Below are 24,389 nucleotides of genomic sequence, written 5' to 3' on the forward strand. Positions count from 1 at the left end.
CTCGGAAGCGCTGTGACCTGCGGCACTGGCATTCTGCCCAATGCCGAGCGGCCTTGGCCAGAGGCGCCACGCCCCGATCGCACGGGTTTCGCCGTGACGTACGGTTCACGGAACGTTCACCGCAGACGCTCGGCCACCAGGTCCCAGACGGTTTCGGCCAGGGCCTCCTTGGGGCCGTGCGCCACCGGGGTCTCGCTGCCGTCGGCGCCCAGGACCACGGCCTCGTTCTCCTCGGAGCCGAAGGTCTTGCGCTCCCCCACCTCGTTGACCACCAGCAGGTCGCAGCCCTTGCGCTTGAGCTTGGCGCGGCCGTTGGCGAGCACGTCGTCGGTCTCGGCGGCGAAGCCGACGATCACCTGCCCGGCACGCGCACGGTCGGCGGAGATCTCGGCGAGAACGTCCGGATTCCGTACCAGCGCGACGGGCTCGGGGTCCTCGCCGTCCCGCTTCTTGATCTTGCCGGAGGCGTAGACGGCCGGGCGGAAGTCGGCGACCGCCGCGGCCATGACGACCGCGTCGGCGTCGGCGGCCGCCTTCAGCACCGCGTCGCGCAGCTCCACGGCCGTCCCGACCGCGACGACGTCCACGCCGGCCGGGTCCGGCAGGGCGGTGTTGGCCGCGATCAGCGTGACGCGGGCGCCCCGGGCCGCGGCCGTGCGGGCGAGGGCGTAGCCCTGCTTGCCGGAGGAGCGGTTGCCGAGGAAGCGGACCGGGTCGAGGGGCTCGCGGGTGCCGCCGGCGCTGACGACGACGTGCCGGCCCGCGAGGTCCGGCTCGCTGACGCCCCGGGCCAGCACCCGGCGGCAGACCTCGAAGATCTCCCCCGGGTCGGGCAGCCGGCCCTTGCCGGTGTCGGCGCCGGTGAGGCGGCCGACGGCCGGCTCGATGACGACCGCGCCGCGCCGGCGCAGCGTCGCCACGTTCTCCTGGGTGGCCGGGTGCTCCCACATCTCGGTGTGCATGGCGGGAGCGAACACGACCGGGCAGCGCGCGGTGAGCAGGGTGTTGGTCAGCAGGTCGTCGGCGAGGCCGTGGGCCGCCTTGGCGAGCATGTCGGCCGTGGCCGGGGCGACGACGACCAGGTCGGCGTGCTGCCCGATGCGGACGTGCGGGACTTCGTGGACGCCGTCCCACACCTCGGTCGAGACGGGGTTCCCGGACAGGGCGGACCAGGTGGCGGCACCGACGAAGTGCAGGGCGGAGGCGGTGGGGACGACGCGGACGTCGTGTCCCGACTCCGTCAGCCGCCGCAGCAGCTCACAGGCCTTGTACGCGGCGATGCCGCCGCTGACCCCCAGAACGACCTTGGGCTTGTCCACCGTCTCTCCCCGGACTCGGCTGGTGTGCGCCGGAGACGAGCGCACGACTCCACTACACACCACAGGCCCGGCAGTCGCGCTGCCGGGCCTGTGGAAAAGTCAGCTGCAAGCTGGAAATACTACTTACTGCGCCGGGCCCTCGATGGCCTCGGACGTCAGCAGCCCCGCGTTGATCTCGCGCAGGGCGATCGAGAGCGGCTTCTCGTGGACGTGGGTGTCGACGAGCGGACCGACGTACTCGAGGAGGCCCTCGCCGAGCTGCGAGTAGTACGCGTTGATCTGGCGGGCCCGCTTGGCCGCGTAGATCACGAGGCTGTACTTCGAGTCGGTGGCCTCGAGGAGCTCGTCGATCGGCGGGTTGATGATGCCCTCGGGCGCGGAGATGGAAGAGGACACGCTCTACCTTCCGATGGATGGGAAAGAACCAGTCGGGCTGATCAGCGGCGGTCGGGACGGCCGGCGAGGATCACACGACGTCCATCAAGGCTAGCAGCTCGCGCGCCACGTCCTCGACGGAGGTGTTGACCAGGGTCACGTCGAACTCCGGCTCGGCGGCCAGCTCGGTCTTCGCCGCGTCCAGCCGGCGCTCGATGACCTCGGGCGACTCGGTGCCCCGGCCGGTGAGCCTGCGCACCAGCTCCTCCCAGGAGGGAGGGGCCAGGAACACCAGCTGGGCCTCGGGCATGGACTCGCGGACCAGACGGGCGCCCTGCAGGTCGATCTCGAGGAGCACCGGCTCACCGCCTTCCAGCCGCTCCAGCACGGCCGCACGCGGCGTGCCGTAACGGTTGCCGGCGAACTCGGCCCACTCCAGCAGCTCGCCGTTGGCGATCAGCTTGTCCATCTCCTCGTCGCTGACGAAGAAGTAGTGGACTCCGTGCTGCTCGCCGGGGCGGGGCTTGCGGGTCGTCGCCGACACCGAGAGCCAGACCTCGGGGTGTTCCTTGCGCATATGGGCGACGACCGTGCTCTTGCCGACCCCGGAGGGGCCGGAGAGCACGGTCAGCCGCGGACGTTCACTCATGCAGCGATTATTCCAGCAATCCCGGAGTGACCGGGACTCCCGTCCCGCCGGAGGCGGGTTCAGGAGCCGGTGCTGCCGAACTCGCGCTCCAGGGAGGCGATCTGGTTGGAACCGAGGCCGCGCACGCGGCGGCTCTCGGAGATGCCGAGTCGCTCCATGATCTGCTTGGCGCGGACCTTGCCCACGCCCGGCAGGGACTCCAGGAGGGCGGAGACCTTCATCTTGCCGATGACGTCGTTCTCCTGGCCCTGCTTGATGACCTCGTGCAGGGAGGCGCCGGAGTGCTTGAGTCGATTCTTGACCTCGGCCCGCTCCCGGCGAGCCGCGGCGGCCTTTTCGAGCGCGGCTGCGCGCTGTTCAGGGGTAAGGGGCGGAAGAGCCACGCCTACGTCACCTCGGATGTCGAACTGTCGGATACGGACCGGTGAGGAACCTAGTCGCCCCACACCTGGGAAGGCACGAGCAACACGCTTGCCCGTTCTCCCCCTTGTTCATGAGGGCGTGGGAGGTGCCCCCACTCGTCGGAGACTAGCGGCCATCTCCGCCAGAGTCAGCGAGAACAGCGGAAAAGTCCTGGTCAGCCTCCGTCAGGATGGGCATTGAGGACATAATGCCCTCGATTTGAGCATGTATCCAAGCGGAAATGAGGCCCGGGTCACTCCGCGGAGGACCCGGACCCGCTCAGGCGGACGCGACCGCCGCCCCGATCTCCTGTGCGAAGCGTTCCGCCGCGTCACGCAGCGCGACGACGTCGGGTCCGTGGCGCAGCACGCCCCGGCTGACGTTGGGCACGACGTTGCGCACCGCCGCCCCGAACACCCGGGGCAGATCGGCCGGGGTCGCCCCCTGGGCGCCGATGCCGGGCGCGAGGAGCGGACCGCCCATGGCGAGGTCGTAGGACGACAGGTCGCCGAGGGTGGCGCCGACCACCGCGCCGAAGGAGCCGAGGGGCTCCTCCCCCGCGTTCTCGACGGCCAGGTGCGCCAGCATCGTCGCTCCGACGGTGCGTCCGTCGGCGCGGACGGCGTGCTGGACCTCGCCGCCCTCGGGGTTCGAGGTGAGCGCCAGCACGAAGAGGCCGGTGCCGTTCTCGCGGGCCAGCGCGACGGCCGGGCTCAGCGACCCGTAGCCGAGGTAGGGCGAGACGGTCAGCGCGTCCGAGAACAGCGGGGCGTCCTTGTGCAGGAAGGACTCGGCGTACGCGGCCATGGTCGAGCCGATGTCACCGCGCTTGGCGTCCATGACGACCAGCGCGCCGGCCGCCCGCGCCTCGGCCACGGACCGCTCCAGGACGGCGATGCCGCGCGAGCCGAAGCGCTCGAAGAACGCGCTCTGCGGCTTGAGGACGGCCACCCGGCCGGCCAGCGCCTCGACGACCGTGCGGCTGAACCGCTCCAGGCCGGCCACGTCGTCGTTCAGGCCCCACTCGCCGAGCAGGGAGGCGTGCGGGTCGATGCCGACGCACAGCGGGCCGCGCTCGTCCATGGCCCGGCGCAGGCGCGCGCCGAAGGGTTCCGGACCGCTCATGCCGTCTTCCTCACGTCGGCGCCCACCGCGTCGGCGAGCGTGGCGTACGGGCTGGTGCGCAGGCGCGCGGCGAGCCCCTTGTGGATGGCGCGGGCCCAGAAGGGCCCCTCGTAGACGAACGCGCTGTAGCCCTGCACCAGCGTGGCACCGGCCAGGATGCGCTGCCAGGCGTCGTCGGCGTTCTCGATGCCGCCGACCCCGACCAGGGTGATCCGGTCGCCCACACGGGCGTACAGGCGGCGCAGCACCTCCAGGGAGCGGGCCTTGAGCGGGGCGCCGGACAGGCCGCCGGTCTCCTTGACGAGGGCGGGGTCGGAGGTCAGGCCGAGTCCCTCGCGCGCGATGGTGGTGTTGGTGGCGATGATCCCGTCCAGGCCGAGTTCCACGGCCAGGTCGGCGACCGCGTCGATGTCCTCGTCGGCGAGGTCCGGCGCGATCTTGACGAGCAGCGGCACGCGGCGGGCGGGGACCGCGCGGTCGGCGGCCTCCCGCACGGCGGTCAGCAGCGGGCGCAGCGCCTCGGTGGCCTGCAGGTCGCGCAGCCCCGGCGTGTTCGGCGAGGAGACGTTGACCACCAGGTAGTCGGCGTACGGCGCCAGCCGCTCGGCCGACTTCACGTAGTCGGCGACGGCCTCGTCCTCCGGCACCGCCTTGGTCTTGCCGATGTTGACGCCGACGACCGTCCTGAAGACCGGCGTGCGGGAGGCGAGGCGGGCGGCGACGGCCAGCGAGCCGTCGTTGTTGAAGCCCATGCGGTTGATCAGGGCCCGGTCCCCCACCAGCCGGAACAGCCGCTCGGGCGGGTTGCCGGGCTGCGGTTCGCCGGTCACCGTGCCGATCTCGACGTGGTCGAAGCCGAGCATCGCCATGCCGTCGATGCCGACGGCGTTCTTGTCGAAGCCCGCGGCCAGCCCGAACGGGCCGTGCATGCGCAGCCCGAGGGCCTGGGTGCGCAGCTCTCTGTGGCGGGGCGCGAGCACGGCGGCGACGAAGGTGCGCAGCACGGGGACGCGGGCCGCGAGACGGATCCAGCGGAAGGCCAGGTGGTGCGCCCGCTCCGGATCCATGCGCCGGAAGAACAGGTCGAAGAAAGTCTTGTACATGGTGTCCTCATGAAGAGGGGGACACCGTTTCCGGTGTCCCCCTCGGGGCTGCTAGTCGCGGGCCGCGGTCAGGAATTCCGCGTGTTCCTGGAGCGATCGGACGCCCACGTCGCCGCGGTTGAGGGCGTCGATGCCCTGCACCGCCGCGGCGAGCGCCTGGACCGTCGTCAGGCACGGCACGGACCGCGCCACGGCCGCCGTGCGGATCTCGTAGCCGTCGAGGCGGCCGCCGGTGCCGTACGGGGTGTTGACGATGAGGTCGACCTCGCCGTCGTGGATGAGCTGGACGATGGTCTTCTCGCCGTTCGGGCCGGTGCCCTCGGACTGCTTGCGCACCACCGTGGCGTTGATGCCGTTGCGCTTGAGGACCTCGGCCGTGCCGGAGGTGGCGAGCAGCTCGAAGCCGTGCGCGACCAGCTCGCGGGCCGGGAAGATCATCGAGCGCTTGTCGCGGTTGGCGACGGAGATGAAGGCGCGGCCCTTGGTGGGCAGCGGCCCGTAGGCGCCCGCCTGCGACTTGGCGTACGCCGTGCCGAAGACGGAGTCGATGCCCATGACCTCGCCGGTGGAGCGCATCTCCGGGCCGAGGACCGTGTCGACGCCGCGGCCGTGGATGTCGCGGAAGCGCGACCACGGCATGACGGCCTCCTTCACGGAGATCGGCGCGTCGAGCGGGAGCTCGCCGCCGTCGCCGTTCGCCGGCAGCAGGCCCTCGGCGCGCAGCTCGGCGATGGTCGCGCCCAGGGAGATCCGGGCGGCGGCCTTGGCCAGCGGCACCGCGGTCGCCTTCGAGGTGAAGGGGACGGTGCGCGAGGCGCGCGGGTTGGCCTCCAGCACGTAGAGGATGTCGCCCGCGAGCGCGAACTGGATGTTGATCAGGCCGCGTACGCCGACACCGCGCGCGATGGCCTCGGTGGAGGCGCGCAGCCGCTTGATGTCGAAGCCGCCGAGCGTGATCGGGGGCAGCGCGCACGCCGAGTCGCCGGAGTGGATGCCGGCCTCCTCGATGTGCTCCATGACGCCGCCGAGGTACAGCTCCTCGCCGTCGTAGAGCGCGTCGACGTCGATCTCGATGGCGTCGTCGAGGAACCGGTCGACCAGGACCGGCCGCGAGGGGCTGATCTCGGTGGACTCGGCGATGTAGGACTCCAGCCGGGTCTCGTCGTAGACGATCTCCATGCCGCGTCCGCCGAGGACGTACGACGGCCGCACCAGGACCGGGTAGCCGATCTCGTCGGCGATGGCCTTGGCCTCGGCGAAGGTGGTGGCGGTGCCGTGCTTGGGGGCCGGCAGCCCGGCCTCCTGCAGGACCCGGCCGAAGGCGCCGCGGTCCTCGGCGGCGTGGATCGCCTCCGGGGAGGTGCCGACGATCGGCACGCCGTTGTCCTTCAGCGCCTGCGACAGGCCCAGCGGGGTCTGGCCGCCGAGCTGGACGACGACGCCCGCGACGGGACCGGCCTGCTGCTCGGCGTGGACGATCTCCAGCACGTCCTCCAGCGTCAGCGGCTCGAAGTAGAGGCGGTCGGAGGTGTCGTAGTCCGTGGAGACGGTCTCCGGGTTGCAGTTGACCATCACGGTCTCGTACCCGGCGGCGCTGAGCGCGAAGGAGGCGTGGACGCAGGAGTAGTCGAACTCGATGCCCTGGCCGATGCGGTTCGGGCCGGAGCCGAGGATGATGACGGCCGGCTTCTCGCGCGGGGCGACCTCGGTCTCCTCGTCGTAGGCCGAGTAGAAGTACGGGGTCTTCGCGGCGAACTCGGCGGCGCAGGTGTCGACCGTCTTGTAGACCGGGCGGATGCCCAGCGCGTGCCGGACCTCGCGCACCACGTCCTCGCGCAGGCCGCGGATCTCGCCGATCTGCTGGTCGGAGAAGCCGTGCCGCTTGGCCTCGGCGAGCAGCTCGCGGGTCAGCTCGGGCGCCCCGGCCAGCTCGTCGGCGATCTCCTTGATCAGGAAGAGCTGGTCGACGAACCAGGGGTCGATCTTCGTGTAGTCGAAGACCTCCTCGGGCGTGGCGCCCGCGCGGATGGCCTGCATGACGGTGTTGATGCGGCCGTCGGTCGGGCGGACCGCCGCGCGCAGCAGTTCCTCCTTGTCGCCGGTCTCGCCGACGAAGGTGAACTGGCTGCCCTTCTTCTCCAGCGAGCGCAGCGCCTTCTGGAAGGCCTCGGTGAAGTTGCGGCCGATGGCCATGGCCTCGCCGACCGACTTCATGGTGGTGGTGAGGGTGGAGTCGGCCTGCGGGAACTTCTCGAAGGCGAACCGCGGGGCCTTGACGACCACGTAGTCGAGGGTCGGCTCGAAGGAGGCCGGGGTCTCCTGCGTGATGTCGTTGGGGATCTCGTCGAGGGTGTAGCCGACGGCGAGCTTCGCGGCGATCTTGGCGATCGGGAAGCCGGTCGCCTTGGAGGCGAGCGCCGAGGAGCGGGACACGCGCGGGTTCATCTCGATGACGATGACCCGGCCGTCCTCGGGGTTGACCGCGAACTGGATGTTGCAGCCGCCGGTGTCGACGCCGACCTCACGGATGATCGCGATGCCGACGTCGCGCAGCACCTGGTACTCGCGGTCGGTGAGGGTCATCGCGGGGGCGACGGTGATGGAGTCACCGGTGTGCACGCCCATGGGGTCGAAGTTCTCGATGGAGCAGACGACCACGACGTTGTCGTTCTTGTCGCGCATCAGCTCCAGCTCGTACTCCTTCCAGCCGAGGATGGACTCCTCCAGGAGCACCTCGGTGGTCGGGGAGAGCGTGAGGCCCTGGCCGGCGATGCGGCGCAGCTCCTCCTCGTCGTGCGCGAAGCCGGAGCCGGCGCCGCCCATGGTGAAGGAGGGGCGCACGACGACCGGGTAACCGCCGAGCGTCTCGACGCCCGCGAGCACGTCGTCCATGGAGTGGCAGATGACCGAGCGGGCGGACTCGCCGTGGCCGATCTTCTTGCGGACCTCCTCCACGACCAGCTTGAACTTGTCGCGGTCCTCGCCCTTGTGGATGGCCTCGACGTTGGCGCCGATCAGCTCCACGCCGTACTTCTCCAGCACACCCTGCTCGTGCATGGAGATGGCGGTGTTGAGCGCGGTCTGGCCGCCGAGGGTGGGCAGCAGCGCGTCGGGGCGCTCCTTGGCGATGATCTTCTCGACGAACTCCGGGGTGATCGGCTCGACGTACGTGGCGTCGGCGATCTCCGGGTCGGTCATGATCGTCGCCGGGTTGGAGTTGACCAGGATCACCCGCAGGCCCTCGGCCTTCAGGACCCGGCAGGCCTGGGTGCCGGAGTAGTCGAACTCGGCGGCCTGGCCGATGACGATCGGGCCGGAGCCGATGACCAGGACGGACTGGATATCGGTGCGCTTAGGCACGCTGGCCCTCCATGAGCTTCACGAAGCGGTCGAACAGGTAGGCGGCGTCGTGCGGGCCGGCCGCCGCTTCGGGGTGGTACTGGACGCTGAAGGCCGGCTTGTCGAGAAGCTGGAGGCCCTCCACCACGTTGTCGTTGAGGCAGACGTGGGAGACCTCGGCGCGGCCGAAGGGGGTCTCGGAGACCTGGTCGAGCGGGGCGTCGACGGCGAAGCCGTGGTTGTGCGCGGTGACCTCGACCTTGCCGGTCGTGCGGTCCTGCACCGGCTGGTTGATGCCGCGGTGGCCGTACTTCAGCTTGTAGGTGCCGAAGCCGAGGGCGCGGCCGAGGATCTGGTTGCCGAAGCAGATGCCGAACAGCGGGGTGCCGCGCTCCAGGACGCCCTGCATGACGGAGACGGGGTGGTCGGCGGTGGCGGGGTCGCCGGGGCCGTTGGAGAAGAACACGCCGTCGGGGTCGACCGCGTAGACGTCGTCGACGGTCGCGGTGGCGGGCAGCACGTGCACCTCGATGCCGCGCTCGGCCATGCGGCGCGGGGTCATGCCCTTGATGCCGAGGTCGACGGCGGCGACGGTGAACTTCTTCTCGCCGATCGCGGGGACGACGTACGGCTCGGTGGTGGCGACCTCGGCGGACAGGTCGGCGCCCGTCATCTGCGGGGCTTCCTGCACCCGGGCCAGCAGCGCGGCGTCGTCGCGGATCGCCTCGCCGCTGAAGATGCCGACGCGCATGGCGCCGCGCTCGCGCAGGTGGCGGGTGAGGGCGCGGGTGTCGATGCCGCTGATGCCGACGACGCCCTGGGCGGCCAGCTCCTCGTCCAGCGTGCGCCGGGAGCGCCAGCTGGAGGGCACGCGCGCGGGGTCGCGCACCACGTAGCCGGAGACCCAGATCTTCTTGGACTCCATGTCCTCGTCGTTGACACCGGTGTTGCCGACGTGCGGGGCGGTCATCACCACGACCTGCCGGTGGTACGACGGGTCGGTGAGGGTCTCCTGGTAGCCGGTCATGCCGGTGGAGAACACGGCCTCGCCGAAGGTCTCCCCCACGGCCCCGTAGGCGCGGCCGCGGAAGATCCGGCCGTCCTCCAGGACGAGTACGGCGGGAACCTTGCCAGCTCCCCTTGTGGAGGTCGTCATCGTTCGGCGCCTTCCGTCGTGTTGGTCTTGATCATGTCGTTGAGGGCGTCGGCCCACGCGTTGTGCTCGGCCGCCCGGTCGGAGCGGAAGCCCGAGTCGATCAGCCTGCCGCCGTGCTCCCAGGTCACGACGAGCAGGCCGCCCTCGGTGAGCACCTTGCCGGCGATGCCCTTGTCGAGCCGGGCCCCGCGCAGCGCGGCCGCGGGGACGAAGAAGTCGCGCGCCCCGGGGCGTACGACGTCCAGTCCGGCGTCCGTCAGCGTGAGCTCGGCCCGGCTGCGGGTGCCGAGGCCGTGCGCCACGATGCGGTCCAGCCACTGCCCGGCGGTGGTGGAGCCGTGGTAGCGGCCGCTCAGGGTCAGTCCGGCCGGGCCCGGGTCGTCCGGCATTCCGGGCAGCGGCGGCTTGCCGCCTCCGTCGAGGGGGGTGGCGGACGACGGGCGGGAGGGCAGCTCGGGCAGGTCGCTCTGGAGCGTGCCGCGCCACTTCCACCCCTCGCGCATCAGCCAGTAGACGAGCGCGACGAAGAGGGCGAGACCGACGACCCAGCCGATGCGGGCGGCCCAGTCGGTGACCTCGGCCGATTCCTTCTCGGCGGCCAGCAGGATTACAGGTGTCACGTGAGCTTCCCGTCGACGAGCGTGGCCTTGCCCCGGAGCCAGGTGTGCGTGACACGGCCCGGCAGCTCGCGCCCCTCGTAGGGGGTGTTGCGGCTGCGCGAGGCGAAGCCCGCGGGGTCCACAGAGCCACGGTATGCCGTGTCGACGAGGGTGAGGTTGGCGGGCTCACCTGCCGAGACGGGACGGCCGTGGTTGCGGGCCCGTCCGATCCGCGCGGGCTTGAAGGACATGCGGTCGGCGACGCCGGCCCAGTCCAGCAGGCCCGTGTCGACCATCGTCTCCTGGACCACCGACAACGCCGTCTCCAGGCCCACCATGCCCATGGCGGCCGCGGCCCACTCGCAGTCCTTGTCCTCGTGCGGGTGCGGGGCGTGGTCGGTGGCCACGATGTCGATGGTGCCGTCGGCGAGCGCCTCGCGCAGCGCCATCACGTCACGCTCGGTGCGCAGCGGCGGGTTCACCTTGTAGACCGGGTCGTACGTCCGGACCAGCTCGTCGGTGAGGAGGAGGTGGTGCGGGGTGACCTCGGCGGTGACCTGGATGCCGCGGGACTTGGCCCAGCGGACGATCTCCACGGACCCGGCGGTCGACAGGTGGCAGATGTGCACGCGGGAGCCGACGTGCTCGGCGAGCAGGACGTCCCGGGCGATGATCGACTCCTCGGCCACCGCCGGCCAACCCCCGAGTCCCAGCTCGGCGGAGACGACGCCCTCGTTCATCTGGGCGCCCTCGGTCAGCCGCGGCTCCTGCGCGTGCTGCGCGACGACGCCGCCGAAGGCCTTCACGTACTCCAGGGCCCGGCGCATGATCACGGCGTCGTGGACGCACTTGCCGTCGTCGGAGAAGACGGTGACCCCGGCGGCCGACTCGTGCATCGCGCCCAGCTCGGCGAGCTTCTGCCCCTCCAGGCCGACGGTGACGGCGCCGACGGGCTGCACGTCGCAGTAGCCGTGCTCCTTGCCGAGCCGCCAGACCTGCTCCACCACACCGGCGGTGTCGGCGACCGGGAAGGTGTTGGCCATGGCGAACACGGCGGTGTAGCCGCCGGAGGCCGCCGCGCGCGTGCCGGTCAGCACGGTCTCGGAGTCCTCGCGGCCGGGCTCGCGCAGGTGGGTGTGCAGGTCGACCAGGCCGGGCAGCAGCACCTTGCCGTCGGCCTCGACGACCTCGGCGCCCTCGGCGGACAGCCCGGCGCCGACCTCGGCGACGGTCTCGCCGTCGATCAGGACGTCCTGCGCCTCGCCGCCGAGCACCCGCGCACCGCGGATCAGGATCTTGCTCATGGTCTTACTTCTCCTCGGTACGGGCGGTCTGGGTGGTGGCGGGCTCGTTGCCGCCCAGCAGCAGGTACAGGACGGCCATCCGGATGGAGACCCCGTTGGCGACCTGCTCGACGACCGTGCAGCGGTCGGAGTCGGCGACCTCGGCGGTGATCTCCATGCCGCGGACCATCGGGCCGGGGTGCATCACGACGGCGTGCTCGGGCATCCGCGCCATGCGGTCGCCGTCGAGGCCGTAGCGGCGCGAGTACTCGCGCTCGGTCGGGAAGAACGCGGCGTTCATGCGCTCGCGCTGCACCCTCAGCATCATCACCGCGTCGGACTTGGGCAGCGTGCTGTCCAGGTCGTACGACACCTCGCAGGGCCAGTTCCCGACGCCCACCGGCAGCAGGGTCGGCGGGGCGACCAGGGTGACCTCGGCGCCGAGGGTGTGCAGCAGGTCGACGTTGGAGCGGGCGACCCGGCTGTGCAGGACGTCGCCGACGATGGTGATGCGCCGGCCGGCGAGGTCCTGGCCGATCCCCGCGTCCCGGCCGACGAGCCGGCGGCGCATGGTGAAGGCGTCCAGCAGGGCCTGGGTGGGGTGCTGGTGGGTGCCGTCACCGGCGTTGATGACGTGGGCGTCGATCCAGCCGGAGGTCGCCAGCCGGTACGGGGCCCCCGAGGCGCCGTGCCGGATGACCACGGCGTCGACGCCCATGGCCTCCAGCGTCTGGGCGGTGTCCTTCAGGGACTCGCCCTTGGAGACGCTGGAGCCCTTGGCGGAGAAGTTGATGACGTCCGCGGAGAGCCGCTTCTCGGCGGCCTCGAAGGAGATCCGGGTCCGGGTGGAGTCCTCGAAGAAGAGGTTGACGATCGTGCGGCCGCGCAGGGTCGGCAGCTTCTTGATCGGCCGGTCGGCCACCCGGGCCATCTCCTCGGCGGTGTCGAGGATCAGGACGGCGTCGTCGCGGGTGAGGTCGGCGGCCGAGATGAGATGACGCTGCATCTGTCAGGCTCCGTAAGGCAGTTCAAGCAAGAGGGAGATAACGGGCAACCGGGCGCGCACCGGGGCGGCGTACGGCAGCGGCCGTGCGCCCTGATTGCTACTGGGCGGTCTGCTTCACACCGAGCAGCACGGTGTCGCGACCGTCCTCCTCGGCGAGCTGGACCTTGACCGTCTCCCGCAGCGACGTGGGGAGGTTCTTGCCGACGTAGTCGGCGCGGATGGGCAGTTCGCGGTGGCCGCGGTCGACGAGGACCGCGAGCTGCACCGCGCGGGGGCGCCCGATGTCGTTCAGGGCGTCGAGGGCGGCGCGGATGGTGCGGCCGGAGAACAGCACGTCGTCGACGAGCACGACGAGCTTGCCGTCGATGCCGTCACCGGGGATCTCGGTGCGGGCGAGCGCGCGCGGCGGCTGCAGGCGCAGGTCGTCGCGGTACATGGTGATGTCGAGCGAGCCGACCGGGACCTTGCGCTCGGTGATCTTCTCCAGCTTGACGGCGAGCCGCTGGGCGAGGAAGACGCCCCGGGTCGGAATGCCGAGGAGCACCACGTCGTCGGCGCCCTTGGCGCGCTCGACGATCTCGTGGGCGATGCGGGTCAGTACCCGCGCGATGTCGGGGCCTTCGAGAACGGGCCGCGCATCGGACGCTTGCGTGTCCATACGAAACGGACCTCCTTCTCCGCCTCACGGGACGGACCTTAAAGGACGTCGGGATTGCGCCATCCACGGTACCAGGCCCGCGTCACTCCCCCGATCACCCCCCTGCCGCGCCCCTGTCACCCGTTCGGCCCAACGCAGCGCCACTACCACGGAAGAGCCGGTGCGGACCATTCGGCTTGACGCGGCAGAGTAACGCTGCGTAACCTCACAGTGAGTTACCAGCCGCGCGGCCTGGCACCCACGCCAGACGCGTCGACACAGTGCCGGGGAGCTATATGTCCAGCGAATACGCCAAACAGCTCGGGGCCAAGCTCCGGGCGATCCGCACCCAGCAGGGCCTTTCCCTCCACGGTGTCGAGGAGAAGTCCCAGGGACGCTGGAAGGCGGTCGTGGTCGGTTCGTACGAGCGCGGCGACCGCGCCGTGACCGTCCAGCGCCTCGCCGAGCTGGCGGATTTCTACGGCGTCCCCGTGCAGGAGCTGCTTCCGGGCACCACCCCGGGCGGCGCCGCCGAGCCGCCGCCGAAGCTGGTCCTGGACCTGGAGCGGCTGGCCACCGTGCCGGCCGAGAAGGCGGGCCCCCTGCAGCGCTACGCGGCCACGATCCAGTCGCAGCGCGGTGACTACAACGGCAAGGTGCTCTCGATCCGCCAGGACGACCTGCGCACCCTCGCCGTCATCTACGACCAGTCGCCCTCGGTCCTCACCGAGCAGCTGATCAGCTGGGGCGTGCTGGACGCCGACGCGCGTCGCGCGGTCGCCTCCCACGAGGAGGGCTGACCGCTCGGCGGCTCAGCAGAAACGTACCGCCGGGGGGGGGGGGGCCCCGGGGGGGGGGCCCCCCCCCCGGGGGGGGGGGGGGGGGGGGGGGCCGGGCCCCCCCCGGGGGGGCCGGGGGGCCCCCCCCCCGTGGGGGCCCCCCCCCGGGGCGCCACCCAAAAAACGGCCGGGGGGGGGGGGCCCCCCCGGGGGGCCCCCCCCCCCCCGGCGGCGTTTCGGGGGCCTTGACGGGCCCGGACGACGCCGTAGGGCCCACCACGTGTCGTGGTGGGCCCTACGGCGTGTTCACGCCCTCCGGGGCGCGGGAACCGCGCGACCGGCCGTCGACGGCCCGCGGGTCGAGGACGACCGCGGCCCCCGGCCGGTTCTGCGGCTACGCGCGGCGCAGCGAGGGCTTCAGCTCCTTCAGACGGCCGAGCAGGCCGTTGACGAACGACGGCGACTCGTCCGTGGAGAACTCCTTGGCCAGCTGCACCATCTCGTCCAGCACGACGGCGTCCGGGGTCTCGTCGACCCAGATCAGCTCGTACGCGCCGAGCCGCAGGATGTTGCGGTCGACGACCGGCATCCGGTCGAGCGTCCAGCCGACCGAGTACTGCGCGAGCAGTTCGTCGATGCGCTGCGCGTGCTCCGCGTAGCCCTCGACCAGCTGCATCGTGTACTCGCTCACCGGCGGCTGCCGGGTGTCGGCCCGGGAGAGCCGGATCCAGTCCGCGAGGACCGTCAGGACGTCGGCGCCGCGCTGATCGCCTTCGAAGAGGATCTGGAAGGCGCGCTTGCGGGCCGTGTTGCGGGCAGCCACGGTTAGCTGTTCACCCGGCCGAGGTAGTCGCTGGTGCGGGTGTCGACCTTGATCTTCTCACCGGTGGTGATGAAGAGCGGGACCTGGATCTGGTGACCGGTCTCCAGGGTGGCGGGCTTGGTGCCGCCGGTGGAGCGGTCGCCCTGGACGCCCGGCTCGGTCTCGGCGATGGTCAGCTCGACGGCGGCGGGCAGCTCGACGAAGAGCACCTCGCCCTCGTGCTGGGCGACGGTGGCCGTGAAGCCCTCGACGAGGAAGTTGGCGGCGTCGGCGACCGTCTTGCGGTCGATGTGGAGCTGGTCGTACGTCTCCATGTCCATGAAGACGAAGTAGTCGCCGTCCATGTAGGAGAACTGCATGTCGCGCTTGTCGACGGTGGCCGTTTCGACCTTGACGCCGGCGTTGAAGGTCTTGTCGACGACCTTGCCGGAGAGCACGTTCTTGAGCTTGGTGCGCACGAAGGCCGGGCCCTTGCCGGGCTTGACGTGCTGGAACTCGACGACGGACCAGAGCTGGCCGCCTTCGAGCTTGAGCACCATGCCGTTCTTGAGGTCGTTCGTGGAAGCCACGGTTGCGGAATCTCCTGGACTGACGTGGACGACCCCGGGGCACGCACCTGCCTACAGGGCGAGCAGCTCCTTGGTCGTGATGGTGAGTAGCTCGGGTCCGCCGTCCGCCTCGGGGCGCACGACGAGCGTGTCATCGATCCGGACACCGCCCCGGCCCGGGAGGTGGACCCCCGGTTCGACGGTGACCGGCACGCAAGCGTCCAGTTTACCCATGGCCGCGGGACTCAACTGAGGGTCCTCGTCGATTTCGAGTCCGACCCCGTGTCCGACGAGCGGCGGGAGGCCTTCCGCGTACCCGGCGGAGTCCAGCACCTGGCGTGCCGCGCGGTCGACGTCCCGGCAGGCGGCGCCGGGCCTCAGGGCCTCCCGGCCGGCCCGCTGGGCGGCGAAGACCAGGTCGTACAGCTCGATCTGCCAGTCGGCGGGGGTCGTGCCGATCACGAACGTGCGGCCGATCTCGCAGCGGTAGCCGCGGTAGGCGGCGCCGAGGCACACGGAGAGGAAGTCGCCCTCCTCGACGCGGCGGTCGGTGGGCCGGTGCGAGCGCCGGCCGGCGTTCGGCCCGGCCGCGACGGAGGTGGGGAAGGCCGGGCCATCGGCGCCGTGGTCGACCAGGCGCCTCTCCAGTTCGAGGGCGAGGTGGCGTTCGGTGCGGCCGACGAGGATGGACTCCAGGAGTTCGCCCAGGGCCTGGTCGGCGATCTCCGCGCCGATGCGCAGGCAGGAGATCTCCTCCTCGTCCTTGACGACCCGGAGCTGTTCGACGGCGCAGGCCAGGTCGGCCAGGCGGAGCCGGGGGGCGGCCGAGCCGATGGCGCGGTGGCGCGCCACGGTGAGGTGGTGCTCCTCCACGGCCAGGGAGTCGGTGCCCCGCTCGGCGGCGAGCCCGGCGGCCGCGACGGCCGGATCGCCGGCGTGCGGGGACAGGGCGTGGACGCGCAGCGCCTCGTCGGGCCGGGCCTGCCCGGGGCCGTCGTCCGTCGGACCGGCGCAGACCAGCAGGTCCTCGGTCTCGCCCAGCAGCAGAACGGCGCCGCGCGGGGCGGCGCCCGCGAGATAGCGCACATTGGCGGGACGGGAGACGAGCGCCGCCGCGCTGCCACCCGCGTTGCAGCAATCCCGTAGCCGCGTCCGGCGGGCCGCGTACACCTCTGACATGACCCGAGCCTACGAGCGGTGGCCGGATGTCGCCGGTCGAGCGGGGCCGAGTGGGGGTGCCGCCGGCCGCGGGGCGAGCGTGCGGGCGGGGCGGAGGACGGTCCGGCGTGCGGGACGGCGCGCTGTGCGCCACGTCGGCCGCGTCGCCGGAACCGAGGCCGGTCCGAGGGAAGCCCGGTCGGAGCCGGTCCCGAGGCCGACCCCAGGAGGCGCCCGACCTGAGCCGATACCGAGGCCGGCCCGAGGGGGCGCCGACCTGAGCCTTCCCCGAGGCCGACCCAAGGGGGCGCCCGGTCGAAACCAGTCCCGAAGCTCAGGCCGACCCAAGGGGACGCCCGACCTGAGCCGGTCCCGAGGCCGACCCGAGGAGGCGCCCGGCCGGAACCCGGTCCCAAGGCCCCAGCAAGGCCCCGGACCTCCGTCAGCGGCGGCGCCCCGCCCCGGCTACCACTTCGGCGGGCTCGCTATCGCCCGCGCCAGCACGTCGTCCAGGACGCGTGCCGTCTCCGGCACGTCGAGCTGGGAGTTGTCGATGATCGGGAGCCCGGAGCCGTACCAGCCGGCCATGCGGCCGTGGATGCGGGCGACCTCCTCGTCGGTGAGGCGGCGGTTGCCGGTGCGCTCGGCGTTGCGCTCCAGGACGACGTCCAGCCCGGGCAGCAGGACGACGGGCAGCAGGCCGGGGCCCACGTGCCGCTTCCAGCCGCCGAGGCCGACGACCGGCCGGTCCGGGAAGATGGCGTCGTCGAGGATGCACGAGATGCCGTTGGCGAGGAAGTTGCGGGCGGCGAATCCGCAGGTGCGGCGGGCCAGGCGGTACTGCGCCTCGGAGTGGTCGTTCCACCCGGACTGCGGGTCGGCGAAGCCGGAGCGGACCCATTCGCGCACGTCGTCCAGGCTGATGTGGGCGGTGGGGGTCCTGCGGTGGTCCGCCCAGTACTTGGCCACGCTCGTCTTCCCCGCGCCCGCCGGGCCGATGAGCAGCACGGCGAGGGTGGTGGCCGACGGGTCCGGCGCGGCGGACGGGACGGGGGGCGCGCCGGGCGCGGCGACGGGACCGCCGGGCGGCAGCGGCACATGGCCGGTGCTGTCCGGTGCCGGGGGGACCGGCACGTGCTGCGGGACCGTGGGGTGGGCCGGCTGGACGGGGTGTCCCGGGGGTGGTGGGGGCACGGGGGCGGAGCTCTGGTGCGGTCCCGGGTGCGCTCCCGGGTGATGTGCGGCCGGCGACCAGCCGGCGGCCGGTCCGTGCCCCGGCTGGTGGGGCGGCGGCAGCGGAGAACCCACTGCGTGCTGCATCCGGTGCCACTCCGTCTCGTACAGGCGATGGGCGCTGACGGCGGGGGCCTGCCCCCCGCTCTTCCTCACAGCCTAAGGGGCGTGGGGTCGCCCCCCGTCCGAACGGTACCGCCCCCGGCGTTCGTCGGACGAACGACCGGGGGCGGTGCGAAGTGCGCGGGTGCGCGGGTGCGCGGGACGCGGGGAGTGCGCCGCGCGGACGGCGGTGCGCCGGTGGCCTACTGGCCCACCTCGCCGTAGGCGGCCAGCAGGATCGCCGGGTCGGGGCCCTCCATGACGGTGGGCTTGGCCAGCCCGTCCAGGACGATGAAGCGCAGCAGGTCGCCGCGGGACTTCTTGTCGACCTTCATGGTCTCCAGCAGCTTGGGCCACTGGTCGTAGCGGTAGTGCAGGGGCAGGCCCACCGACTCCAGGACGGTGCGGTGCCGGTCGGCGGTCGCGTCGTCCAACCGGCCCGCCAGACGCCCGAGTTCGGCGGCGAAGTGCATGCCGACGGAGACCGCCGCGCCGTGCCGCCACTTGTAGCGCTCGTTCTTCTCGATGGCGTGGCCGAGCGTGTGCCCGTAGTTGAGGATCTCCCGCAGGCCCGACTCCTTCAGGTCGGCGGAGACCACGTCGGCCTTGACCCGGATGGAACGCTCGATCAGCTCCGCGGTGTGCGGACCGGCCGGGGTGCGCGCCGCCTCGGGGTCGGCCTCGATGAGGTCGAGGATGACCGGGTCGGCGATGAAGCCGGCCTTGATGACCTCCGCCAGCCCGGAGACGTAGTCGTTGACCGGCAGGGAGTCCAGCGCGGCCAGGTCGCACAGCACGCCGGCCGGCGGGTGGAAGGCGCCGACGAGGTTCTTGCCCTCGGCGGTGTTGATGCCGGTCTTGCCGCCGACGGCCGCGTCGACCATGGCCAGCACGGTGGTGGGGACGGCGATCCAGCGCACGCCGCGCAGCCAGGTCGCGGCCACGAACCCGGCCAGGTCGGTGGTCGCACCGCCGCCCACGCCGACGATGACGTCGGTGCGGGTGAAACCGGACTGCCCCAGCGCCTTCCAGCAGTAGGCGGCGACCTCGGCGGTCTTGGCCTCCTCCGCGTTCGGCACCTGGATGGCGATCGCCTCGAAGCCCTGTTCCGCCAGGTCGGCGCGGAGCGCGTCGCCGGTCTCGGCCAGCGCCTCGGGGTGCACGATCGCGACGCGCTTGGCCTTGGCGCCGATCAACCCGTCCAGTTCGCCGAGCAGTTGACGGCCGACCAGCACCTCGTACGGGTCGGTGCCCGCGGTGCCGCCCACCTGGATCCGGGTGACTGACTCGCTCATGCTTGCTTCAACTCCAGTGCGTCCAGGGCGGCTTGCGCGACCTCTTCGGGGGTGCGGCCGTCGGTGGGTACGACGGTGGTGGCGACCTGTTCGTACAGGTGCCGGCGGGCCTCCATCAGCTCGCGCCACTGCTTGCGCGGGTTGACCGCCAGCAGGGGCCGGGCCGCGTTGAGGCCGGTGCGCCTGACCGCCTCCTCCACGTCCATCGACAGGTAGACCACCCGCTGCCCGGCGAGCAGCGCCCGCGTGCCGGCGTCGAGGATCGCGCCGCCGCCCAGGGCGAGGACTCCGTCGTGCCCGGCGAGCGCGGTGCGCACCGCCTCCTTCTCCAGCGCGCGGAAGGCCGGCTCGCCCTCCTCGACGAAGATGTCGGCGATGGCGCGGCCCTGCGCGGCGACGATGTCGTCGTCGGTGTCGCGGTAGGCGACGCCGAGCCGCTCGGCCAGCAGCCGCCCGACGGTGGACTTGCCGACCCCCATCGGGCCGACCAGCACGACCAGGGGCACCGCACTCACCTGATCGCCAGGTTGTCGAGGTAGGACCGCACGTTGCGGCGGGTCTCGGTCACGCTGTCGCCGCCGAACTTCTCCGCCACCGCGTCGGCGAGCACCAGCGCGACCATCGCCTCCGCGACGATGCCGGCCGCCGGCACGGCGCACACGTCGGAGCGCTGGTGGTGGGCCTGGGCGGGCTCGCCGGTGGTGACGTCCACGGTCTGCAGCGCCCGCGGCACGGTCGCGATCGGCTTCATCGCCGCCCGCACCCGCAGCAGCTCACCCGTGGTCAGGCCGCCCTCGGTGCCACCGGAACGCCCCGTGGCCCGCTTGATCCCCTCGGGCGTGGTCACGATCTCGTCGTGCGCCTTCGAGCCCGGCACCCGCGCCAGGTCGAAGCCGTCCCCGACCTCGACGCCCTTGATCGCCTGGATGCCCATGAGCGCGGCCGCCAGCCGGGCGTCCAGCCGCCGGTCCCAGTGCACGTGCGAGCCCAGGCCCACCGGCACGCCGTAGGCCAGCACCTCCACCACACCGCCGAGGGTGTCGCCGTCCTTGTGGGCCTGGTCGATCTCCGCGACCATCGCCTTCGAAGCGTCCTGGTCCAGGCAGCGCACCGGATCCGCGTCCAGCCGCTCCACGTCCGCCGGCGTCGGGTACACCCCGTAGGGCGCCTTCGCCGCCGCCAGCTCCACCACGTGGGAGACGATCTCGATCCCGGCCGTCTCCTTCAGGTACGACCGCGCCACCGCGCCCAGCGCCACCCGGGCCGCCGTCTCGCGCGCCGAGGCGCGCTCCAGCACCGGCCGGGCCTCCTCGAAGCCGTACTTCTGCATGCCCGCCAGGTCCGCGTGGCCGGGCCGCGGCCGGGTCAGCGGCGCGTTGCGGGCCAGACCGGCGAGGATCTCCGGATCCACCGGGTCGGCCGCCATGACCTGCTCCCACTTCGGCCACTCGGTGTTGCCCACCATGACCGCCACCGGGGAACCGAGCGTCAGTCCGTGCCGCACGCCGCCGAGGAACGTCACCTCGTCACGCTCGAACTTCATCCGGGCACCGCGCCCGTAGCCCAGCCGCCGCCTCGCGAGATGGTCCGCCACCATGTCCGTGGTGATCGGCACACCGGCGGGAAGACCCTCCAGCGTCGCCACGAGTGCGGGACCGTGGGACTCCCCCGCGGTCAGCCAGCGCAACCTGCTCAACGGTGCTCCTCAGTGCTCGCGCCCCGGTACTGCCCTGCGTACGCGCGTCTCGCGTACGGCGACGGCGCGACCGGGTGCGCGGCTCCGGTCCGCCACCTCCGATCCTCCCACGTCCGGGCTCGCGGCCCGGCCGCCGGTCCATCAGGCGGACGGGCGCGAGCGGCTCCGGACGGCGGAGGGATCAGACCGGGCCCTGGCCCTGGCGCTGCTGCGGCGCGTAGGCGCCGAGGAAGTCGGCACCGCTCGGCTGCTGCGGCTGCGCCTGGATCCGCGCCTGCGGCTGCGCCTGGGGCGCGTACGCCCCGAGGTGGTCGGCGCCGCTCCCCTGCCGGGGCTGCGGCGCGTACGGGCCGAGGTGGTCGGCGCCGCGGCCCTGTCCGTGCGGGACCGCCGCCTGCGCCGGTCCGCCGCTGCGGGCGGCGCGCCGGTGGGCGATCCTGCGCTTGATCTTGACGACCCAGGAGGCGACGACCGCCAGCACGACGAGGGCGAGCACCGCGATCTGCGCCCAGTCGGGCAGGAACCACAGCAGGGCCTCGAATATCTCGCCCTTCACGGACGCCAGAGGCACGCCAGTAGACATGAACCGTTCTTCCCCTCCCGTTCCGCCCCCTGCGGAACCGAAGGGATCCTAGCGGGCCGCGAGGGCGCGCTCGCCCGCTTTTCGCATGGCGTCCAGCGGGGCCGGGGAGCGTCCCGTCATCTGCTCGACCTGGAGCACCGCCTGGTGCACCAGCAGGTCGAGGCCGCTGACGACGGCACCGCCGTACGCCGACCAGCGGGCCGCGAGGACGGTCGGCCAGGGGTCGTAGAGCACGTCGAAGAGGGCCGCCGGACGCTCGGGCACGGCGTGGGCGAGGACGTCGGTGACGCCGGCCGGGGTGGTGGTGACCACCAGCGGGGCGTGCAGGGCCCGCTCGGCGTCCGCCCAGTCGGCGATCCGCACGGCGACCTCCAGCCGCTCGGCCCACTGCCGCATCTGCGCGCCGCGGGCCTCGCTGCGCACGTAGACGGTGATCTCGCCCGCGCACACCCGGGAGAGCGCGGCCAGCGCGGACGACGCGGTCGCGCCCGCGCCGACGATCGCGGCGGCCTCGACCTTGTCGATGCCGTGCTCCCGCAGGGCCGCCACCATGCCCGGGATGTCGGTGTTGTCGCCGACCGTGCGGCCGTCCTGGGCGAAGACGACGGTGTTGACCGCGTCGACCGAGGCCGCGGTCTCGGTGATCCCGTCGAGCAGCGGGATCACCGCCCGCTTCAGCGGCATGGTCAGCGACAGGCCCGCCCACTCGGGGCCGAGCGTCTCGAAGAACCCGGGCAGCCCGTCCTCGTCGACCTCGAAACGGTCGTACGTCCACCCTTCCAGGCCCAGCTCGCCGTACGCGGTGCGGTGCAGCACCGGCGAGAGCGAGTGGGCGATCGGGGAGCCGAGGACGGCGGCTCGGCGCGGTGCGGCCATCAGTTGCCCCTCGAGGCGTTGAACTGATCGACCAGCTTCTGGTGATCGGCGTTCGTCTTGGTGAACTTGCTGGTCTTCCCGTCGAGCGAGATGAAGTAGTACCAGCCCTCGTCCGTGGGGTCGAGGGCGCCCTTGAGCGCGTCCTCGCCGGGGTTGTCGATCGGTCCCGGCGGCAGGCCCTTGTAGAAGTACGTGTTGTACGGGTTGTCGTAGTTCCGCAGCTCGCTCAGGCTCAGGTCGATCTCGCTCTGGTTCTTGATGTAGTTGTACGTGGAGTCGAACTCCAGCATCCCGTTGGTCTGCGGGTTCCCGGGCTTCATGCGGTTGTAGACGACCTCGGCCATCTTGCGGAAGTCGTCGTGGCTGGTGCCCTCGGCCTGCACCAGGCTCGCGATGGTGATCAGCTGCCAGGGGTCTTCCAGACCGAGGCTCTCGGCCTTCTTCACGACGCCGAGCTGCTGGTACGTCGCGGTGGCCCGGGCCACCATCTTCTTGAGGACGTCCTTGGGCTTCTGCCCCTTGGCGACGCCGTAGCTGGAGGGGTAGAGGAACCCTTCCAGCGGGTCCTTGACGTCCTCGTGGTTCATCGCCCAGTCGGGCAGGCCGAGGTTCTTCCACTCCTTCTCGGCGACCGCGGCGGTGGTGCCGGCCTCGACCTCCAGCCGCTTGTCGATGAGCTGGTAGATGTCGGCGTTGCGCTTGCCCTCGGCGATGATCAGGTTGTCGCGGCTCTCCGGGCTGAGCATCAGTTCGACCGCGCTCGCGGCCGACATCTGCTTCTGGAGCGTGTAGACGCCGTCCTGGATGTTCTGGCCCTCCGGGTTGCTCTGCTGGGCCGCGACGAAGGCGTCGACGCTCTTGACGACACCCGCCTGCTTGAGCGTCTGGCCGATCTTGTAGCCCAGCGCGCCCTCGGGGATCTCGACGGTCACCTGCTCGCCGTTGCCGTCTCCCTCGAAGTCCGGGGCGGCGGCGAAACGATCCTGGTAGAACTGGTAGCCGAAGTAGCCGACGCCCGCCACGCCGCCGCCGAGGACGAGGACGACCACCAGGCAGGCGACGCCGTTGCGCCCCTTCCTGCCCTTGCCGCCGCGGCCCCGCCGCTCGCCGCGCCCGCGCCGGTCCTGCGGCTCGTCGTCCTCGTCGCCGCCCGCGAAGAAGGCGTGTTCGCCCTGGTCGGGACCCGGGTCCCAGTCGGTCTCCGGTTCGGGCTCGGCGCGCCGCCGATTGGGTGGCTCCGGCGGCGGATAGGCGTCGGGGGTGCCGTAGTAGTCGGCCTCGCCGCCGTACCCGGCCTGCTGCTGCCCGTAGGGGTCCGCCGCGTCGCCGGGGTACGGGACCTGCTGCTGTCCACCCGTGGACCAGCCGTCGCCGTCGTACGCCTGCTGGTGCCCGTGGTCCTGCGGGTGGCCCTGCCCCTGCTGGTGGGCCTGGGCGCCGTACTGCTGCTCGTCGTACCGCTCCTGGCCGTACGGGGGGTACTGCTGCTGCGCCTGGCCGTAACCGGACTGGTCGCCGGTGCTCCATTCGCCGTACTGCGGCTGCTGCGGATAGTGCTGCGGCTGGCCGCCGTAGGGGGACTGCCGGCCCTCGTGAGCCTGCTGTCCTCCCCATCCGCCGTCCCCGTACAACGGGTCCTCCGGATGCCACGGTTCGGAGCCTGGGCCCCGGCCATACTCAGTCATCGATCCCCTAGAGCCGCGAGGCGGCGGTCGCGCGGCTTCGGCACGGCTTCCGTTCCGCCTCTTGTGGTGCGGCGGCTGTTCGAATGCTGCCGCATCGCGCGGAACGTTACCGTATCGCGATCAGATGACCACTTCGACGCCCTCACCGGGTGCCTTCCCTGACACCCGTTCGGATTCGAGCGCCTGCTGCAGGATGATCACCGCGGCCGCCTGGTCGATGACGGACCGGCCCTTCTTGGACTTCACGCCCGAGGCGCGCAGTCCCTGGCTGGCCGTCACCGTCGTCATGCGTTCGTCCACCAGTCTGACCGGAACCGGCGCGATCATGCGTGCGAGGTCCTGGGCGAATCCGCGGACCTTGACCGCCGCCGGGCCCTCGCCCCCCTTCAGGGAGCGAGGCAGGCCGACGACGACCTCGAGGGGCTCGTACTCCTCGACGAGCTGCTTCAGACGGCGGTGAGCCGCGGGGACGTCCCGGCCGGGGACCGTCTCCACCGGGGTGGCGAGGATCCCGTCGGGGTCGCACGAGGCGACCCCGATCCGGGCGTCCCCGACGTCGATCGCGAGCCGGCGGCCGCGGCGCACGCCCCGGCCGTCCCCGCCCGGCTCTCCGGCGGC

At 72.1% G+C, this 24,389-nt stretch carries 24 protein-coding genes; 1 reads left to right on the plus strand and 23 read right to left on the minus strand.

Annotation, left to right across the window (positions count from 1 at the left end):
• Positions 1-116: 116 nt before the first annotated feature.
• From coaBC to pyrR, 12 genes are all read right to left on the minus strand, one after another.
• Positions 117-1,319 (minus strand): bifunctional phosphopantothenoylcysteine decarboxylase/phosphopantothenate--cysteine ligase CoaBC, encoded by a 1,203-nt coding sequence (gene coaBC, locus ACIF8T_RS08420; RefSeq protein WP_400032537.1) that lies wholly within the window; start codon positions 1,317-1,319, stop codon positions 117-119.
• Between the two features lie 123 nt (positions 1,320-1,442).
• Complete coding sequence (gene rpoZ / locus ACIF8T_RS08425; protein WP_003977348.1) at positions 1,443-1,715, minus strand: DNA-directed RNA polymerase subunit omega; 273 nt, start codon at positions 1,713-1,715, stop codon at positions 1,443-1,445.
• A gap of 70 nt (positions 1,716-1,785) precedes the next feature.
• Complete coding sequence (gene gmk / locus ACIF8T_RS08430) at positions 1,786-2,343, minus strand: guanylate kinase (RefSeq protein ID WP_400032539.1); 558 nt, start codon at positions 2,341-2,343, stop codon at positions 1,786-1,788.
• Between the two features lie 59 nt (positions 2,344-2,402).
• On the minus strand, positions 2,403-2,726 hold the full coding sequence (locus ACIF8T_RS08435; protein WP_003977346.1) for an integration host factor: 324 nt from the start codon (positions 2,724-2,726) through the stop codon (positions 2,403-2,405).
• Positions 2,727-3,024: 298 nt separating this feature from the next.
• A complete protein-coding gene (gene pyrF / locus ACIF8T_RS08440; RefSeq protein ID WP_400032541.1) occupies positions 3,025-3,870 on the minus strand; it encodes an orotidine-5'-phosphate decarboxylase in 846 nt (281 codons plus the stop codon).
• A complete protein-coding gene (locus tag ACIF8T_RS08445; RefSeq protein ID WP_400032543.1) occupies positions 3,867-4,973 on the minus strand; it encodes a quinone-dependent dihydroorotate dehydrogenase in 1,107 nt (368 codons plus the stop codon). Before ACIF8T_RS08445 ends, pyrF begins: the two co-directional genes overlap by 4 nt.
• A gap of 51 nt (positions 4,974-5,024) precedes the next feature.
• Entirely contained in the window at positions 5,025-8,333 is a 3,309-nt protein-coding gene (carB, locus tag ACIF8T_RS08450; protein WP_400032545.1) for a carbamoyl-phosphate synthase large subunit, read from the minus strand.
• Entirely contained in the window at positions 8,326-9,468 is a 1,143-nt protein-coding gene (gene carA / locus ACIF8T_RS08455; protein ID WP_400032547.1) for a glutamine-hydrolyzing carbamoyl-phosphate synthase small subunit, read from the minus strand. Before carA ends, carB begins: the two co-directional genes overlap by 8 nt.
• Positions 9,465-10,088, minus strand: coding sequence for a hypothetical protein (locus ACIF8T_RS08460; RefSeq protein WP_400032549.1), 624 nt, complete (start codon positions 10,086-10,088; stop codon positions 9,465-9,467). Before ACIF8T_RS08460 ends, carA begins: the two co-directional genes overlap by 4 nt.
• The gene (locus ACIF8T_RS08465; protein WP_400032551.1) at positions 10,085-11,371 is read right to left on the minus strand and encodes a dihydroorotase; all 1,287 of its coding nucleotides are present in this window, start codon (positions 11,369-11,371) and stop codon (positions 10,085-10,087) included. Before ACIF8T_RS08465 ends, ACIF8T_RS08460 begins: the two co-directional genes overlap by 4 nt.
• A gap of 4 nt (positions 11,372-11,375) precedes the next feature.
• The gene (locus ACIF8T_RS08470) at positions 11,376-12,356 is read right to left on the minus strand and encodes an aspartate carbamoyltransferase catalytic subunit (RefSeq protein WP_400032553.1); all 981 of its coding nucleotides are present in this window, start codon (positions 12,354-12,356) and stop codon (positions 11,376-11,378) included.
• Positions 12,357-12,453: 97 nt separating this feature from the next.
• Positions 12,454-13,014, minus strand: coding sequence for a bifunctional pyr operon transcriptional regulator/uracil phosphoribosyltransferase PyrR (gene pyrR, locus ACIF8T_RS08475; RefSeq protein ID WP_400032555.1), 561 nt, complete (start codon positions 13,012-13,014; stop codon positions 12,454-12,456).
• A gap of 275 nt (positions 13,015-13,289) precedes the next feature.
• On the opposite strand from pyrR, the gene bldD reads away from it, so the two are divergent.
• Complete coding sequence (gene bldD / locus ACIF8T_RS08480; protein WP_030166512.1) at positions 13,290-13,793, plus strand: transcriptional regulator BldD; 504 nt, start codon at positions 13,290-13,292, stop codon at positions 13,791-13,793.
• Positions 13,794-14,166: 373 nt separating this feature from the next.
• Here the strand turns inward: bldD and nusB are convergent, their stop codons facing one another.
• From nusB to ruvX, 11 genes are all read right to left on the minus strand, one after another.
• Positions 14,167-14,595 carry a transcription antitermination factor NusB gene (nusB, locus tag ACIF8T_RS08485; protein WP_400032557.1) on the minus strand — a complete coding sequence of 143 codons (429 nt, stop codon included), beginning with the start codon at positions 14,593-14,595 and terminating at the stop codon, positions 14,167-14,169.
• Positions 14,596-14,597: 2 nt separating this feature from the next.
• Positions 14,598-15,164, minus strand: a complete 567-nt coding sequence (gene efp, locus ACIF8T_RS08490) for an elongation factor P (protein WP_004002689.1) — start codon at positions 15,162-15,164, stop codon at positions 14,598-14,600.
• A gap of 51 nt (positions 15,165-15,215) precedes the next feature.
• Positions 15,216-16,322, minus strand: coding sequence for an aminopeptidase P family protein (locus ACIF8T_RS08495; protein ID WP_400032559.1), 1,107 nt, complete (start codon positions 16,320-16,322; stop codon positions 15,216-15,218).
• 444 nt (positions 16,323-16,766) lie between these two features.
• The gene (locus ACIF8T_RS08500; protein ID WP_400032561.1) at positions 16,767-17,621 is read right to left on the minus strand and encodes a Pro-rich N-terminal domain-containing protein; all 855 of its coding nucleotides are present in this window, start codon (positions 17,619-17,621) and stop codon (positions 16,767-16,769) included.
• A 218-nt stretch (positions 17,622-17,839) separates the two neighbouring features.
• On the minus strand, positions 17,840-18,931 hold the full coding sequence (gene aroB, locus ACIF8T_RS08505) for a 3-dehydroquinate synthase (protein WP_400032563.1): 1,092 nt from the start codon (positions 18,929-18,931) through the stop codon (positions 17,840-17,842).
• Complete coding sequence (locus ACIF8T_RS08510) at positions 18,928-19,410, minus strand: shikimate kinase (protein ID WP_400033089.1); 483 nt, start codon at positions 19,408-19,410, stop codon at positions 18,928-18,930. Before ACIF8T_RS08510 ends, aroB begins: the two co-directional genes overlap by 4 nt.
• A gap of 32 nt (positions 19,411-19,442) precedes the next feature.
• The gene (gene aroC / locus ACIF8T_RS08515) at positions 19,443-20,627 is read right to left on the minus strand and encodes a chorismate synthase (protein ID WP_400032565.1); all 1,185 of its coding nucleotides are present in this window, start codon (positions 20,625-20,627) and stop codon (positions 19,443-19,445) included.
• Positions 20,628-20,808: 181 nt separating this feature from the next.
• A complete protein-coding gene (locus ACIF8T_RS08520; protein WP_400032567.1) occupies positions 20,809-21,210 on the minus strand; it encodes a hypothetical protein in 402 nt (133 codons plus the stop codon).
• 48 nt (positions 21,211-21,258) lie between these two features.
• Entirely contained in the window at positions 21,259-22,086 is an 828-nt protein-coding gene (locus ACIF8T_RS08525; protein WP_400032569.1) for a shikimate dehydrogenase, read from the minus strand.
• Positions 22,086-23,771, minus strand: a complete 1,686-nt coding sequence (gene mltG, locus ACIF8T_RS08530) for an endolytic transglycosylase MltG (protein ID WP_400032571.1) — start codon at positions 23,769-23,771, stop codon at positions 22,086-22,088. The genes ACIF8T_RS08525 and mltG overlap by 1 nt, the downstream gene beginning before the upstream one ends.
• A 120-nt stretch (positions 23,772-23,891) precedes the next feature.
• Positions 23,892-24,356 (minus strand): Holliday junction resolvase RuvX, encoded by a 465-nt coding sequence (ruvX, locus tag ACIF8T_RS08535; RefSeq protein ID WP_400033091.1) that lies wholly within the window; start codon positions 24,354-24,356, stop codon positions 23,892-23,894.
• Between the last annotated feature and the right edge of the window lie 33 nt (positions 24,357-24,389).

It is taken from the genome of Streptomyces sp. NPDC085946 (assembly GCF_044540485.1).
GTDB lineage: Bacteria > Actinomycetota > Actinomycetes > Streptomycetales > Streptomycetaceae > Streptomyces.